A 14437-nucleotide genomic window follows, 5' to 3' on the forward strand; every position below is an offset into this window, starting at 1 on the left:
GGTGAAAAAACAGGGCCAGGCGCGCGCGTTCCGGCAATTCGCGATCCTCGATGGAGGCGGATTAGAGCATAGCAGCGCGCTATAGCACTGTGGCAGGCCACAGCCGGCGCCATCCGCGCGCGGGCCACACAGGACACAGGCGGTTGGCGTGCGTTCGTCAGGCTCTTGCTCGATGGCGCACCACGTCATGGGCGGCTGGTGTCTGTTCAGCCAGTGCATGCATTGATCGGGCCAGTGCAGGATAGAGCTCGGTGAAGACCGAAAACCGGTGGTTATAGACCTCGCAGCGATCCTGCGGACCGGGTTTGATGTACTGGTCGGCCGAATGAATGATTGGCAGCGACGAATCGTCCAAGCCCCGGTAGCGTTGCGACGCCACGCCGCCCAGCAGGGCTGCGCCCAGGGCACTCGCATCGGTGAACTCGGCCATGCCGTATTCCAGCTGGAGTACATCGGCCTTGATCTGTGCCCAGAAACGGCTGCGGGCGCCACCGCCGACGCCCACCAGTTTTCGCGGGCGCCAGTTCCACTGGTCTTCGGCGTGTTGCAGTATCTGCCGCAAGCCGAATGCTGCGCCTTCGAAAACCGCGCGCACCATGTCGGCCCGCGTGTGCCCCAGACGCAATCCAATCCAGGCGGCACTGGCCTCCGCGTCCCAGATAGGGCTGCGTTCGCCGGCCAGGTAGGGCAGGAAGATCAGTCCATTGGAGCCCGGGACCGATTCCTGCGCCATGCGTTCCAGTTCGGCCAGTGAATGCATCTCCGGCCAGACCTTGCTTTGCAGCCAGCCAAAGGCACCACCCAGGGTTGACATGGCGCCGTGGGCGAGCCAGCGACCGGGCAGGATGTGGTGGCGGTTGAGAAAGCATGAATTGAAGTCCGGGCGGTCCAGACAAAAGGTGATCACACCCGACGTGCCGACCGACTCGAAGGCGTCACCGCAATCGCGCAGGCCGATGGCAAAAGCGGCGGCCACGGTGTCTGCGACACCCAGCGCCAATGGTGTGCCAACAGGCAAGCCGGTCAAGGCCGCGGCTTCGGGGGTCACCCGTCCCAGCAGGTCGGCGCCCGAACAAAGCGGCGGCAGAAGCTCCGGCCTCACGCTCCAGAGACGCAGCAATTCGTCCGACCAGCACGCTTGCGAAGCGCGGACGTCCATCAGGCCGGAGTAGGACGCCTGGGTCGGCTCAATACCCAGCGTCCCGGTCAGGCGCAGTGCCAGGAAGCTGTTGAGCATGCACACCCGGTGAACCTTGGCCCACACCTGGGGCTCATGGCGCTGCAGCCACAGCAGATTGGCGGCCCAGCAGGTCGACGGACTGGCCTGGTTGCCGGTACGGCGCTGGTAGGCGGTCGCGTCCTTGCCGGTGATTTCGTGCACCAGTTCATCCGCTCGCCCGTCAAGATAGACGATGCCGGGCCGCAGTGGCCTGTGGTCGGCGTCCAGCACGATGGTCGTCGGGCAGGTGGTGGACAAACCGATGCCCGAGACCGGGCCGACCCGGGCGGTGACTTCATGAATGGCTTCGGCGATGAGTTCCCAGTAGCGCTCCAGGTCGACCTCGACCCACAGCGGACAGGGCGTGATGACGGGCACCGAACGCTGGGCCTTGGCCAGCAGCTTGCCACCCGGGTCGAAGGCGCAGACCTTGATGGCGCTGGTACCGGCATCGATGCCGAGCAGGACTTCAGACATTGTGAATCGCCACCTTCAGGGCCCGGCCGCTGCCGGCTTCGTCAAAGGCTGCCAGCGAATCCGCGACCTCGTAGCGATGGGTGATCAGCGAATTGGCGTCGATCTGACCGGCTGACAGCATGTTCAGCGCAAGTTCGTAGTCGCGTCGCCTCAGGGCACTGGCGCCCGTGACCACGATTTCGTTGTAGTGGATCAGGTTGACATCGATGTTCGAGGTCTCACCGGCCGAGAAACCCGCAAAGAGGTTGACGTGTCCCCCCTTGCGGACCAGATTGAGCGATTCATTGGCAAGCTGCGGGACGCCAATGGCGAGAATCACAACATCCGCGCCGAGTCCGTCGGTGCGGGCCTTGACAAACTCCATGACAGACTCGGTGCTGGGGTCGCACATATGTTCAACGCCCCGGTCGACGGCAGCCTGGCGCCGCGCCGCATTGGGCTCGCTGACAATCACCTGCCTGGCTCCCGAGAGACGCGCCAGCGCGGCGTGCATCAGGCCGATGGGGCCGGCTCCGAGGACCACCACGGTATCTCCGACCTGGACACCGGCATTGCGCTGGCCGTTGATGCAGCAGGCCAGGGGCTCGGCGAGTGCGGCGGATTCAAAGCTCATCTGCGCGGGCATCATGAACACATTTCCCGCCGTGAGCGCGATCGCCGGAATACGGATGTACTCGGCAAAAGCGCCGTCGAATTCATAGCCCATGGCCTGCCGATGAAGGCAGACATTTTCGTGCCCGGTCTTGCAATAGGCGCAGGCCCGGCAGGGGATGACGGGATCCATGCAGACACGGTCTCCCGTCTTGAACTGAGTCACGCCGTCGCCGACCTGAACCACTTCGCCCGCAAACTCGTGTCCGATGACCGAGGGAAAACGTACCCCCTTGGTCTTTCGGCCAGTCAAAATTCGCAGATCCGTCCCGCAGACCATCGCAGCCCGCACACGCAGCACCAGCTCGCCGGGTGCGGCTTCCGGTGTGGCGATGTCGCTGAGTTGCAGTACCTTGGGGGCGCGCAGAACGGCGGCTTTCATTCGGCCTCCGTCGTCACTGCGGCGTCATAGACCTTGAGGGCTTCTGCCACGCTGGCGTTGTCGTGAATCAGGGCGCTGAGGGAACGGATCACGGCCGTGGGGTGCTTATGCTGCCAGACAAAACGGCCGTAGGTCACGCCGCCCAGGCCGACGTCGAGTGCCTCACGGGTCATGCGCAGGTAGTCTTCCAGGGTTTCCCCCATTTCGCCACCGGCCAGGGCCACGATGGCGGGGCAGCCTTCGACGACGCTGCGAAAGCTCTCGGCCGACCCGGTCCACAGGGTCTTGATGATGTCTACGCCCAATTCGGCGCCAACGCGCGCTGCATAGGTCACAGCCTTGGCGTCGTGTGGGTCCTTGATCATGCTCCCCTTGGGATAGATGTGGGCCACCAGGGGCATGCCCACCGAGCTGGCCTCCTTGGACACTTTGCCAAGAAAAGTCAGCTGTTGGGCCTGCTCGGGCCCGCCGACAATGCATCCCACCGAGATCGCGTCAGCCCCCAGTCGGACCGCCTCTTCGATATCCGCCACCGGGGCGTCGTAGGTCGGGTGGTACTGCACTGAATAGGCGCTTGCTTTCATGATCATGGCGGCTTCACCGGCATAGGGTGCAAACACCTTTTCGGCGATTCCCTTGTGCATGGTGATGGCGTCGGGGCGGCCGGCCACCACCTTGCGCATGGTGGTGCGGATATCTTCCAGGCCGGGCATCAGCCCGCGGGTGATCGGATGGTCGATGGTGATGGCCAGCAGGCGGCCGGATTTTCCGAGCAGGCGTTTGAGGCGGACTTGTTTACCGACGAACATGGGGAATACTCCTGTGAATGGGGTGAGTGGATGGGGGGTGGATGGATGGGGTGGAGTTGTGCGGCGTCAGTACATGCCAAACAGGCGCAGTGGACCGATGACCAGCACGGGGAAAAGAACCATGGCGAGGATGGAGAGGATCAGAACCGAGACGGGGCCGATTGAGCCCTTGATGACCTCCTCCACGGACATGTCTGCCACCTTCGCCGCGGCGAACAGACAGACGCCCACCGGGGGCGTCACCAGACCCAGGGTCAATGTGACGACCACAATCACCAGCAGGTGAATCGGGTCGATGCCCAGGGCTACGGCCGGCGGCAGCAGCACCGGAATCAGGATGAACATGGCCGCGATGGCATCCATGAACATGCCGACTACCACCAGGAACAGGAAGATCAGCAGCATGATCAGCATGGGGTTGGTGGTGATCGAACCCAAGGCATTGCCGACCTGCACCGGCAGGCCGTCATAAGCGAAGACCCAGGCCGCCAGCTTGGCCGTGGCTGCGATGAACAGGATGTTGCCGCTGGTCCGTGCGGTATCGATCAGCATCGGGGCGATGTCCTTCCACTTGATCCGGCGGTAGATCACTGCTGCAATCGAAAGCGTGTAGACCACGGCAATCGCGGCGGCTTCGGTCGGGGTGAAGAAGCCGTCCAGAATGCCGATCATCAGGATCACCGGTGTCATCATCGGCAGGATCGCGCGCAGACCGGCACGCAGCAGCAGCCCCCCGCTGAAGGGCATGGGCTTGCCGACGCCTTTGCGCACGCTGTAGAAGTGGTTGTAGACCATCAGCATGGCGGCGATAAACAGGCCGGGGATCAGGCCGGCGACCAGTAGCAGGCCGATCGACTGGCTGGCGATCGAGCCTGCAATCACCATCAGGATCGAGGGCGGAATGATCGAGGACAGGGTCGAGGTGGTCAGTGTCATGCCGACCGCATAGCCCTTGTCGTAGCCATGCCGCGTCATGGCATTGATCTCGACTGCGCCCAGCGAGGCGATGTCGGCGACCGAGGAGCCCGAGATGCCGCCGAAGACCACCGAGGAGGTTACGTTGACATGGCCCATGCCGCCAGGCAGCCAGCCGACGGCCGCATGGGCAAAGTCGAAAATCCGGTCGGCGACCCCGCCGCGTTCCATCAACTGACCGACCAGCAGGAACAGCGGAACCGCAACCAGCAGGAAGGAATTCATCGCTGAAAACATGCTCTCGGACAACAGGTTCAGCGGCGTCGAGGTGAACATGAAGACGCTGGCCACGCCGGACAGGCCCAACGCAATGGCCAGCGGGACGCCAAGCGCCGACAGGACGAGAAAAATCAGCAGCAGCGCGATACTCATGATGCAGCTTCCTGTTTGGGTGTGGCTTTCGAAGGATCGAGAGCGATGGCGGCGCGGTGCTGGCGCAAGGACTCCAGCGTGCAGAGAATGGCCAAAATCGCGGAGACTGGCATGACCAGGCCAATGACCCAGCTGGGCCAGCCCAGCGTGGCGATGGATTCATTCATCAGTATTTGCTGGCGTACCATGGTGGCGCCCGTCCAGCCCATCAGCGCGAAAAAACCCAGGCAGCAGAAGAGGTAGATCGGCAGTGCGAGCCGCCTTAATGAGCGGGGCAGGGTTTCCATGAAGATGGTCACACGGGCTGCGTCGGCGTGTCGCATGCTCGTCGCCAGGCCGATAAATATCATCCAGATGAACAAGGCTCGGGTCAGTTCCTCGGTCCAGGAGATCGGTGCACCCAGCAGGCGGCTGATCACCTGCGTCAGAACCACCAGTACAGTCCCGGCAGCCGTCAGGCCGCAAATACCATCCGTCAGCTTTCCCAGCCATCGGGCGTAGGCAGACCGGTCAATGTCCCGGCCCAGGGCGACCGGAGGCTGCAAGGTGTCGGTTGACATGACGGAATGTTCCTTTTTTCGCCGACTGGAATCCTGGATGCTCATGACCCGGGATACCAGACTGGTTTGGAAGATATGGGCCGGTTGCTGCTCACTTTTTGCCGACAAAGGACAAGGTCTTGTCAAAGAAGGCCTGATCCTTGACAAGCGTTGAGAAGCGGGGGAACAGTTCTTTGGAGACCGCCACAAAGGCTTTTTGTTGCTCCGGGCTCAGGCTATTGACCTGCACGCCCTTGGAGCGCAGGAATTCCACCGATCGGCTGGCATCGGCTGCGTCATTGGCAGACTTCCATGCTTCCGCCTCTACGCTGGCAGCTTGCAGCGCCTGCTTCTCCGCCTCCGGGAGCGCCGCGAATTTGGCGGGATTGATGGCCAGCACCCAACCGTCGGCCATGTGGTTGGTCAGCGTGGCGAACTTCTGGACTTCGTAAAACTTGGCGGTTACCGGAATGTTGATCGGGTTTTCCTGGCCATCGACCACCTTCAGCTGCAGGGCGTTGTAGACCTCGCCGAATGCCATGGGGGTCGGAACGGCGCCGAGCTTGCCAAAAAACTCCATCCACAGGGGGTTATTCGGGACACGGAACTTCATCCCGGCCAGATCCTGCGGCTGGTTGATCGCCCGGCGCGAATTGGTCATCTGACGGAACGGACGCTGCCAGAGCGCCAACCCCTTGATGCCTATGCCGTTCAGGTCAGTGAGCAACTCCTGCCCCAGGGGGCCTGCCAGATAAGCACGAAGCTGGGCATTGTCATCAAACAGGTACGGGACGGAGATGGCGGTGAACTTCGGATTGAAGTTGGCATACAGCGAGCTTGACAGCAGCAGCATATCTAAGGACCCGCTCGCCAGTTGGCGCACGGCAGCGGAAGGATCACCCCCGTAAAGCTGCCCGTTCGGAAACACCTTGACTTCGATTTGCCCGCCACTTTTGGCCGCGACAATTTCCGCGAATTTTTTGGCTGCCAGGGTAATTTCAGAACTATCCGGGTCGGGCGTGGAGAGATTGAAGGTGGTTTTGGCGATGGCCGTCTGAGCGGCAAAGGCCAGCGCCCAGGTAAGCAGCATGAATCCGATCTTGCTCATAACGTGTCTCCTGTTAATGGTTATACCAATTTTCATGAGATTTGAGTGTATGAACAATAATTGGTCTATCCAATTAGTAGAAACCCCCGGGAAAGAATTGGGTCAAAAGTGCGCCTGGAACGAGAGGGCTGCAGTGAGCCCCGCGGTCAGCATGGGGCGCTGGATCAGCGGTTTGGCAATTTGTCAGCGCGGGACAAGTCTCCTGGCTTGTGCGGCAGCGTCGGGGGTGTGGGCCGTAGCCTGTGGCAGCCGGCGCGCAGTAAGGTGGAGCGCGAACAGACTTCCCTGCAATAAAGGCCGTGGATGGCTCAACGGATGGATTGGGACGGTAGCGGCAGCCGGTGTGCGCCAGAACAGTCGCTTTTGCCATTTCGCCCGCCCGGTACATGGGGTACGGACTTCGCGGTGATTCAACCTTTGATCGCGATACGCCGATCACCTGGCTGCAGGTGCAACCGCATTGGTGCAGCCTCGGCCCCGGGCGAAGAAATATAGCAGGCAGCTATAAAAACAGGGTCTTGGGAAGCAAAGGTCGTCAATGAAGATTGCTTCCGAGCAAGGATGACAGCGCCTTGCAGAGATCCACAGGACGGAGATTGAACCTGAATTCAGTCTTGTTGCGCAGACAGACGGTGGGCGCGTTCCTTCCTGAGCCTAACTGGCTGCTGCGATCAGTCTTCCGGTTCCGTCCTGCGCGGTGGCTTGGGACGCGGTGGCTGGCTGGTGTGAATCAGCATGGTGGCTTTTTCCATCTCGCCTGCCAGCAGGGCCGGTACCGCCTTGAGTGCGCGGTCAATGCATTCTTCAATCGCTACGCGATGTTCCTGTGACGGCTTTTTCAGCACCCAGTTGATGACCTCGGCTTTCACGCCGGGATGGCCTACGCCGATGCGCAGGCGCCAGTAGTCGTCGGTGCCGAGCTGGGCATGAATGTCGCGCAGGCCGTTGTGGCCCGCATGGCTGCCGCCAAACTTGAGTTTGACCTGTCCGGGCACGATGTCGAGTTCGTCGTGGGCCACCAGCACCTCGTCGGGCGCGATCTTGAAAAACCGGGCGAGCGCCGCCACGGATTTGCCCGAGACATTCATGAAGGTCAGGGGCTTGAGAAGCCATACGGTTTTGCCGTTCAGGGTGGTGCGCGCGACCTGTCCGTGATAACTCTTGTCCAGGGTGAGCGGCGCCTGCAATTCGCGCGAGAGCGCGTCTATCCACCAGAAGCCGGCGTTGTGGCGGGTCGCCTCGTATTCGGCACCCGGGTTGCCCAGGCCAACAAAAAGTTTGATCATGCTGTGTGTAAGGGAGAGAAAGCGGTGCGTCCCGCAACCGGGATTATCGGTGCAGCAGAACGTGGTCCTCAAGAAAAACGGCCCTTGGCCTCCGGGGAGGACAAGGGCCGCTGACCTTTTCAGGCCAATGCCGCTGGCCGGGAATTACTTCTTGGCAGGAGGCTTGGCGCCGGCTTTGGCTTCTTTGGCGGCAGCAGCCTTGGCTGCTTTGGGGTCCACAGGCACGGCCGCGGCAGCGGCGGCGGCTGCATCAGCCTCGGCCTCTTCCGAGACGGCAGACACAGACACCAGCACCGGGTTGTCCTGGCCGCCTTTGGCGACGAACTTCACGCCTTTGGGCAGCGTGATGTCCTTGACGTGCAGCGAGGTGCCTTTTTTCAGGCCGCCCAGATTGATGTCGATGAATTCAGGCAGGTCTTTCGGCAGGCAAGAGATGCTCAGTTCGGTCAGCACGTGGTTGACCAGGCAGTTCTCGACCTTGACCGCAGGGGACTCTTCTTCACCGCTGTAGTGCAGAGGCACTTTCATGGTCAGGCGGGTCCTCGCGTCAACGCGCTGGAAGTCGATGTGCAGAACCTGTTGCTTGAACGGGTGCATTTGCAGATCGCGCAGCAAAACCTTCTCGGTCTTGCCGCCCATTTCCATCTCGAGGACGGACGCGTGGAAAGCTTCCTTCTTGATGGCGTGCCACAGTGCGTTGTGATCGAGTTCGATCAGCGACGGTTCACCGGTGCCACCGTAAACGATACCGGGCGTGCGGCCCGTGATGCGGAGACGGCGGCTCGCACCCGTGCCCTGCTTTGCGCGCTCAAAAGCGACGAATTTCATAATCTTCTCCATTAAGGGGCAGGCCGCGACCAGCTCACCCCGACATAAAAAGGCTGCCCAACCCCTGGGGTTGCGCAGCCACCTTTTTGTTTCAGATCAGAACAGGTTGTCCTGGTCCGAAAACAAACTCATGACCGACTCTCCCTTGGCAATGCGCTGGATCGTCTCGGCGATCAGCGGTGCCACGGAAAGCTGGCGAATTTTTTTGCACGTTTGCGCGTTCTGGCTCAAGGGAATGGTGTTGGTGATCACCACCTCATCGAGCGCGTCGCCCTGGGCGATACGCGAGATGGCCGGGCCCGAGAAAATCGGATGGGTGCAATACGCGTAAACCTTTTGGGCGCCACGCTCCTTGAGCACCTCGGCGGCCTTGACCAGCGTGCCGGCCGTGTCGATCATGTCGTCCATGATCACGCAGTTGCGGCCTTCGATATCACCGATCACGTGCATCACTTCCGACACGTTGGCCTTGGGACGGCGCTTGTCGATGATGGCCATGTCGCAGCCGAGCTGCTTGGCCAGCGCGCGGGCACGCACCACGCCGCCCACGTCGGGCGAAACCACCATCAGGTCGGTGTAATTCTTCTGGCGCAAATCGCCCAGCAGCACCGGCGACGCATAAATGTTGTCCACCGGAATATCAAAAAAGCCCTGGATCTGGTCGGCATGCAGATCCATCGTCAGGACGCGCGACACGCCTACGGCCTGCAGCATGTTGGCCACCACTTTGGCCGTGATCGGCACGCGTGCCGAACGCGGGCGGCGGTCCTGCCGGGCATAGCCGAAATAAGGAATCACGGCGGCAATGCGCTCGGCCGAGGCCCGTTTGAGCGCGTCGACCATGATGAGCAGTTCCATCAGGTTGTCATTGGTCGGCGCACAGGTCGACTGCACCACAAACACGTCACGGGCCCGCACGTTTTGCTGGATTTCAACGGTGACCTCACCGTCGGAAAAACGCCCCACATGGGCAGCGCCCAGTGAAATGCCCAGGTGCTGGGCGATCTCGGAGGCCATGCTGGGGTTGGCATTGCCGGTGAAAACCATGAAGTCGGGGTGGTGCGTTTGCATGTGAGGCCCAGCTGAAATCGAACTTGAAGAGGACTTGAACGCGACGGAAATTTTTTATCGAATCAACTTGCGCGCGGCAACATCACGCACCGGGGAAACACGTTGCAGCAGGAACTTGGCAGTGAGCGCCGGTTGCCAGTGTCTCCCAAAACACACAGACCCGCCAAGCGGGCCTGTAGTCAAGCGGAACCTAAGGGGTTCCGTCAGTCATGCAGACCCGCACCGGGCGGATCTGCGACCCGCCTTCATGGCAGATCAGAAATTTGGCAGGGGTGGAAGGATTCGAACCTGCGAATGCCGGAATCAAAATCCGGTGCCTTAACCAGCTTGGCGACACCCCTACACAGGACAACTGTTGCCTTTGAAGCGTAGCCTGAAACCAGACAACGCAACTCGCCAACAACCGACCTATAACCTGTTCACTCATGGTCGCTTGAAAACACATTCCCAAGAGCCGTTATTTTATTACCAACCGGCCAGGGGATGCGCTTGCAAATTGCTGCACTTGCGGATTTTCCAGTCACCAGGAGTTCCTGGTACATCTGACAGATCCACATCGTGCGGCAGTAGCGCAAACACAGCACTTCCCGAGCCGGTCATTCGTCCCTGAAGGTGTTGCGCTGACAGCCAATCGAGTGATTGACCAATCGGCGGACACAGTGCCTGGGCGACCGGCTGCAAGTCGTTGCGGCCAAATCCGAAGACCTGACCTTCTGCATTTGCAGCAAAGCCTTGGATTGTAGCAGTTTCTGTATCGCGTTTGAGTTCCGGCGCACTGAAAATAGCGGGCGTAGAGAGCCCGGCCGAAGGCTTGACCACCACAAACCGCGCCGCCGGCAGCGCGATGGGGGTGATTTTCTCGCCGATCCCTTCGACCCAGGCATGCCCGCCCGAGAGGAAAAAAGGCACGTCCGCGCCCAGCGACAGGGCCAGCGCGCGCAACTCCGTGGCAGGCAACGTTACGCCCCAGAGGCGTTGCAGTGCCAGCAGGCAGCTCGCCGCGTCGGACGAGCCGCCGCCCATGCCCGCCTGAGACGGTATGCGTTTTTCCAGACCGATGTGAACACCCAGTGAGGTGCCGCACGCTGCCTGCAGGGCCCTGGCCGCCCGCACGGCAAGATCTTCTGCTGGCAGGGGTTCTGCTGCGCCGCAGCCGGGACTGCCTGGATCGCTCAGGTCGGCGCGGCTGATCTGCCCATCGGTGCGCAGTTCAAAGTGCAGGGTGTCGCACCAGTCGATCAGCATGAAGGCCGACTGCAGCAGGTGGTAGCCATCGGCCCGCCGGCCCGTGATGTGCAAAAACAGGTTGAGCTTGGCCGGGGCGGGAACGTCGTAAATGGCTTTGAGTGGGCGTGCTGAACCCACGGAACGAGGAGCGCTGGCAGTGCGTGTCATGTCTGAAAAATTCCGATGAATCCGTTAATCCATTAAAGCGGCGGAGGGCGCTGCACCGGACCTTACTGATCCAGCACGACACGAAGATCGGCTGGTGGTGTGGGCTGGACTCTTTTGGCAGAAATACGGCCCTCGCCGTAGCGGGACAAGTCGGCAGACCAGCCGCTGACGCTGGCGTGGTCCCCTTGCAACCAGCCAAACAGCGCGACCAGTGGCAAGGCCGCGCCGGTTGCCTGCTCCATCAACACGTCGATCGAGGCATAGTGTTGCAGCTTCTCGTTGCCCGAATCAAGGACGGCCTCGCCGGGAGACCAGCGCAGTACGCCCAGGACATTGCCCAGCGGGCTGATGAGTGTCAGCTCGCCGCGCTCCGGCTGGCCCTTGAGCTCGAAACTCGCTGAGAAAGACTGCGCGGGTTCACTGTGGACCTGCAGGCTGAGACGGCCGGTCCAGAAGTCGTTTTGAGGGGCACGAATGCCCTTGACCCCCGGAGGATTGGCGCATCCTGCGATTAGAAAAGCAGCAATCAGGCAGCCTGAAAAAAAAGCTGAGCGCAGGCGGGCAAGGAGCAACAAGGGGCGGGGTCCGGATTACAGCTTGACACGCAGGCGCTTGAGGGTTTCCTGCAAGGTCTCGTTGTCGGGGTTCAACAGCAAGCCTTCCTTCCAGATCGCCGTCGCCCGTTCGCGCTGGCCCAGACTCCACAAGACCTCCCCGTAGTGCGCGGCAATTTCCGCGTCGGGTTTGGCCTTGTAGGCGGCCTCAAAAATGCGGAGTGCTTCCGTCTTGTTGCCCATGCGGTATTCAACCCAGCCCAGGCTGTCCTTGATAAAGGGGTCGGTCGGCGCGAAGCCGAGCGCTTTCTGGATCAGGTCACGGGCTTCCGGCAGGCGAACACCGCGGTCTGCCAGCGAATAACCGAGCGCGTTGTACGCGTGGTGATAGTCGGGCTTGAGCTGGATGACCTGGCGCAGCAGGCGCTCCATCTCGCCGAGCGATGCGAGTTTTTCGGCCATCATGGCCTGGTCGTACAGCAGTTCCGGTTCATCGGGCGTCTTGCTCAGGGCCTCGGCCAGCACATCATGGGCAAGCCGGTATTGCTTCAGATCGCGAAGCAGTCCGACTTCGGCGTTGAGCTTCAGCCGCGCATCACCAGGGCTGCGTTCGGGCAGCTGGCGGATGAGCTTCCGGCCTTCTTCGAGCTTGCCCTGGCTCGCCAGGATGGAGGCGCGGCGGGTTTGCGCCGCCGTCAGTTCGGACGCATCCTCGATTTTGTTCAGCCAGTTTTCCGCTGCTGCATAGTCCTTGCGCTTTTCAGCCACTTGCGACAGCGAGAGGTAGGCTTGGGCCAGTCCGCGGTTACGGTCGGTATCCGCAGCCTGCTGCTCCGCCAGCGTGACATAGCGTTGCAGCGAGGCCTGCGCCTGCGCGAGCTGGTTGTCCTGCAGTTGCAAAGAGCCCAGCACCAGCCAGCTTTCCGGGTAGTCGGGTTTTTCACGGGTCACCGCCTGCAACTGCGTGGCCGCTTCTGCATAGCGCTGTGCATCCAGCAGGGCCCGTGCGTAAGCCATGCGGAATTCGGGCTGGGCCTTGGCGTTGCCTTCAAGGTATTTCCTGACCAGGCCTTCTGCTTCGGGCAGTTTGGGGTCCATCAGCTCCAGCGCCAGCATGGCCGGGCCTTCCGCGTGAGCGTCGGCGGCCTGGCCGCGTTTGGCCGCGTCGAGTGCGCCATTGCTGTCGTCTGCGGCCAGCCGCATGCGTCCTACGGTGGCCCAGGCGGCGCCGGCGGTGGCGGGATTGTTCAGGTAGGTGTCCAGGCCCTCCTGCACAACGGTGCTGGACAATTTTTTGTCACTGACACGGGCGTAGGCGCGCGGCACTGCGGCCAGGACCGCATTGCGCTCGGCCTCCGGTGCCAGGGCGATCTCGGTTTTCAGCAGGTCTGCCGTTTCGGGAATGCGGTTCAGTGCGATCAGGATTTGCAGCACATAGCGGTTGGCCTCGCGCGAGGCAGGCTGGGCCTGCTTCCAGGCCTGTGCCGCCTGCAGCGCGGCGTCGCCGGAGCGCGACTGCAGGGCAATATCGGTGGCTCGCTGGTAAAGCTGGGCCTCGCCCGTTTTGCGGGCTGCGTCCAGCATCAGCGCGAAACCCGCGGCGGGCTCTCCATCCTGCGTGGTGATTTCACCCACAAGCAGCTGGTAAAACAGTGCGCTATCGAGCGGCGAGGCGGGCGGCGCTGCGTCCTGCGCGGCTTTGGCTTCGGCGAGCCCGGAAGGTGCAGCGGGTGCGGCGGGGGCGGGCGCTTGGGTCTGCGCCAGCACCATGGGGGCGGCGAGGCAGAGGCAGCCGAGGGCACGGCTAAGTCTTTTCTTCATCAACCCATGATAATTGAAGCTCCGCGGATGCGTTTTCCCTCTTGTCCTCAGGGTCTGTGTCGCGGGTTGATGTTTTTTGCCGTCTGACTGTGAGCCATGCCCGAACTGCCCGAAGTTGAAGTCACCCGCCTGAGTTTTGCAGGCCGCATTGCAGGTGCCCGCATCGAAGCGGTGTCCATGGGCAAACCGCTGCGCTGGCCGCTGGGCTGCAGCCCGCAGCAACTCGTGGGCCTGCGGGTGCTGGCCGTGCGGCGCCGCGGCAAGTACCTGCTGGTCGACCTGAGCGATGGCCTGTTGCTGATTCACCTGGGCATGTCGGGCAGCGTCAGCTTTGGCTCGAGTCTGTCTTCGCCCGGCAAGCATGATCACTTTGACATGGTGACCAGCCTTGGAACCTTGCGCCTGAACGACCCGCGCCGTTTCGGCGCGGTAGTGTATGCCGGAGACGAGCACGACGCTGTGGCCCACAAGCTCCTGGGCCGGCTGGGCGTCGAGCCGCTCAGCGACGCTTTTGACGCGGCGCTGTTCCACCAGGCGCTCAAGCCCAGGCAGACCCCCATCAAGCAGGTCTTGCTGGGCGGTGAAGCAGTGGTTGGCGTGGGCAATATATACGCCTCGGAGGCGCTGTTTCTGGCCGGTATCCGGCCTACCACCAAGGCGTCCCGCATCAGCAAACCGCGCGCAGCGTTGCTCCACCGCGCCATTCGGCAGGTATTGACACAGGCCGTTACAAAAGGGGGGAGCACCCTCAGGGACTTTTCCAATGCCCAGGGCGAGGCCGGTCATTTTCAGCTCGACGCCATGGTGTACGACCGTGCGGGCATGCCCTGCAAGGTGTGCGGATCGCCCATCAAAAGCATCCGGCAGGGCCAGCGATCGACTTTTTATTGCGTCAGTTGCCAGAAACCGTGAGCGTTCCAGAGCGGGCGCCCATGGTTGTTTCAGGTGGG

The 14437-nt window shown here is 61.9% G+C and carries 13 protein-coding genes and 1 tRNA gene; 1 reads left to right on the forward strand and 13 read right to left on the reverse strand.

The annotated features are described in order from the left end of the window. Positions 1–157 precede the first annotated feature (157 nt). The 13 genes from BPRO_RS06355 to BPRO_RS06415 form a co-directional block, all read right to left on the reverse strand. A complete protein-coding gene (locus BPRO_RS06355; RefSeq protein ID WP_011482234.1) occupies positions 158–1696 on the reverse strand; it encodes a xylulokinase in 1539 nt (512 codons plus the stop codon). Beyond that, positions 1689–2729: a zinc-dependent dehydrogenase gene (locus BPRO_RS06360; RefSeq protein ID WP_011482235.1), complete on the reverse strand. Its 1041-nt coding sequence runs from the start codon at positions 2727–2729 to the stop codon at positions 1689–1691. Before BPRO_RS06360 ends, BPRO_RS06355 begins: the two co-directional genes overlap by 8 nt. Continuing rightward, positions 2726–3538, reverse strand: coding sequence for a class I fructose-bisphosphate aldolase (locus tag BPRO_RS06365; protein ID WP_011482236.1), 813 nt, complete (start codon positions 3536–3538; stop codon positions 2726–2728). The genes BPRO_RS06360 and BPRO_RS06365 overlap by 4 nt, the downstream gene beginning before the upstream one ends. Before the next feature lie 66 nt (positions 3539–3604). Next, complete coding sequence (locus tag BPRO_RS06370; protein ID WP_011482237.1) at positions 3605–4885, reverse strand: TRAP transporter large permease; 1281 nt, start codon at positions 4883–4885, stop codon at positions 3605–3607. Then, positions 4882–5445 (reverse strand): TRAP transporter small permease, encoded by a 564-nt coding sequence (locus BPRO_RS06375; protein WP_011482238.1) that lies wholly within the window; start codon positions 5443–5445, stop codon positions 4882–4884. Before BPRO_RS06375 ends, BPRO_RS06370 begins: the two co-directional genes overlap by 4 nt. A gap of 91 nt (positions 5446–5536) precedes the next feature. After that, positions 5537–6532, reverse strand: coding sequence for a DctP family TRAP transporter solute-binding subunit (locus BPRO_RS06380; protein ID WP_011482239.1), 996 nt, complete (start codon positions 6530–6532; stop codon positions 5537–5539). A gap of 671 nt (positions 6533–7203) precedes the next feature. Next, positions 7204–7818 carry an aminoacyl-tRNA hydrolase gene (pth, locus tag BPRO_RS06385; RefSeq protein ID WP_011482240.1) on the reverse strand — a complete coding sequence of 205 codons (615 nt, stop codon included), beginning with the start codon at positions 7816–7818 and terminating at the stop codon, positions 7204–7206. A 144-nt stretch (positions 7819–7962) separates the two neighbouring features. Next, positions 7963–8646 (reverse strand): 50S ribosomal protein L25/general stress protein Ctc, encoded by a 684-nt coding sequence (locus BPRO_RS06390; RefSeq protein WP_011482241.1) that lies wholly within the window; start codon positions 8644–8646, stop codon positions 7963–7965. A 96-nt stretch (positions 8647–8742) separates the two neighbouring features. Then, the gene (locus tag BPRO_RS06395) at positions 8743–9717 is read right to left on the reverse strand and encodes a ribose-phosphate pyrophosphokinase (protein ID WP_011482242.1); all 975 of its coding nucleotides are present in this window, start codon (positions 9715–9717) and stop codon (positions 8743–8745) included. 264 nt (positions 9718–9981) lie between these two features. Beyond that, positions 9982–10058 (reverse strand) — tRNA-Gln (locus tag BPRO_RS06400). Between the two features lie 124 nt (positions 10059–10182). Further along, the gene (gene ispE, locus BPRO_RS06405; RefSeq protein WP_011482243.1) at positions 10183–11112 is read right to left on the reverse strand and encodes a 4-(cytidine 5'-diphospho)-2-C-methyl-D-erythritol kinase; all 930 of its coding nucleotides are present in this window, start codon (positions 11110–11112) and stop codon (positions 10183–10185) included. A 62-nt stretch (positions 11113–11174) separates the two neighbouring features. Continuing rightward, the gene (locus BPRO_RS06410) at positions 11175–11687 is read right to left on the reverse strand and encodes a lipoprotein insertase outer membrane protein LolB (protein WP_011482244.1); all 513 of its coding nucleotides are present in this window, start codon (positions 11685–11687) and stop codon (positions 11175–11177) included. Positions 11688–11702: 15 nt separating this feature from the next. Continuing rightward, positions 11703–13487: a tetratricopeptide repeat protein gene (locus BPRO_RS06415; RefSeq protein ID WP_011482245.1), complete on the reverse strand. Its 1785-nt coding sequence runs from the start codon at positions 13485–13487 to the stop codon at positions 11703–11705. Between the two features lie 96 nt (positions 13488–13583). Here BPRO_RS06415 and mutM point away from each other — a divergent pair, with 96 nt between their 5' ends. Further along, a complete protein-coding gene (mutM, locus tag BPRO_RS06420; protein ID WP_011482246.1) occupies positions 13584–14399 on the forward strand; it encodes a bifunctional DNA-formamidopyrimidine glycosylase/DNA-(apurinic or apyrimidinic site) lyase in 816 nt (271 codons plus the stop codon). The last annotated feature ends 38 nt before the right edge of the window (positions 14400–14437 follow it).

Source organism: Polaromonas sp. JS666, from assembly GCF_000013865.1.
GTDB lineage: Bacteria > Pseudomonadota > Gammaproteobacteria > Burkholderiales > Burkholderiaceae_C > Polaromonas.

What these genes read in the sequence shown, in the direction of transcription:
- BPRO_RS06360 (WP_011482235.1), bottom strand. Translation starts at nt 2,729, where the DNA reads ATGAAAGCCGCCGTTCTGCGCGCCCCCAAGGTACTGCAACTCAGCGAC.
- mutM (WP_011482246.1), top strand. Translation starts at nt 13,584, where the DNA reads ATGCCCGAACTGCCCGAAGTTGAAGTCACCCGCCTGAGTTTTGCAGGC.
- BPRO_RS06390 (WP_011482241.1), bottom strand. Translation starts at nt 8,646, where the DNA reads ATGAAATTCGTCGCTTTTGAGCGCGCAAAGCAGGGCACGGGTGCGAGC.
- BPRO_RS06355 (WP_011482234.1), bottom strand. Translation starts at nt 1,696, where the DNA reads ATGTCTGAAGTCCTGCTCGGCATCGATGCCGGTACCAGCGCCATCAAG.
- pth (WP_011482240.1), bottom strand. Translation starts at nt 7,818, where the DNA reads ATGATCAAACTTTTTGTTGGCCTGGGCAACCCGGGTGCCGAATACGAG.
- BPRO_RS06380 (WP_011482239.1), bottom strand. Translation starts at nt 6,532, where the DNA reads ATGAGCAAGATCGGATTCATGCTGCTTACCTGGGCGCTGGCCTTTGCC.
- ispE (WP_011482243.1), bottom strand. Translation starts at nt 11,112, where the DNA reads ATGACACGCACTGCCAGCGCTCCTCGTTCCGTGGGTTCAGCACGCCCA.
- BPRO_RS06395 (WP_011482242.1), bottom strand. Translation starts at nt 9,717, where the DNA reads ATGCAAACGCACCACCCCGACTTCATGGTTTTCACCGGCAATGCCAAC.
- BPRO_RS06370 (WP_011482237.1), bottom strand. Translation starts at nt 4,885, where the DNA reads ATGAGTATCGCGCTGCTGCTGATTTTTCTCGTCCTGTCGGCGCTTGGC.
- BPRO_RS06375 (WP_011482238.1), bottom strand. Translation starts at nt 5,445, where the DNA reads ATGTCAACCGACACCTTGCAGCCTCCGGTCGCCCTGGGCCGGGACATT.
- BPRO_RS06365 (WP_011482236.1), bottom strand. Translation starts at nt 3,538, where the DNA reads ATGTTCGTCGGTAAACAAGTCCGCCTCAAACGCCTGCTCGGAAAATCC.
- BPRO_RS06415 (WP_011482245.1), bottom strand. Translation starts at nt 13,487, where the DNA reads ATGAAGAAAAGACTTAGCCGTGCCCTCGGCTGCCTCTGCCTCGCCGCC.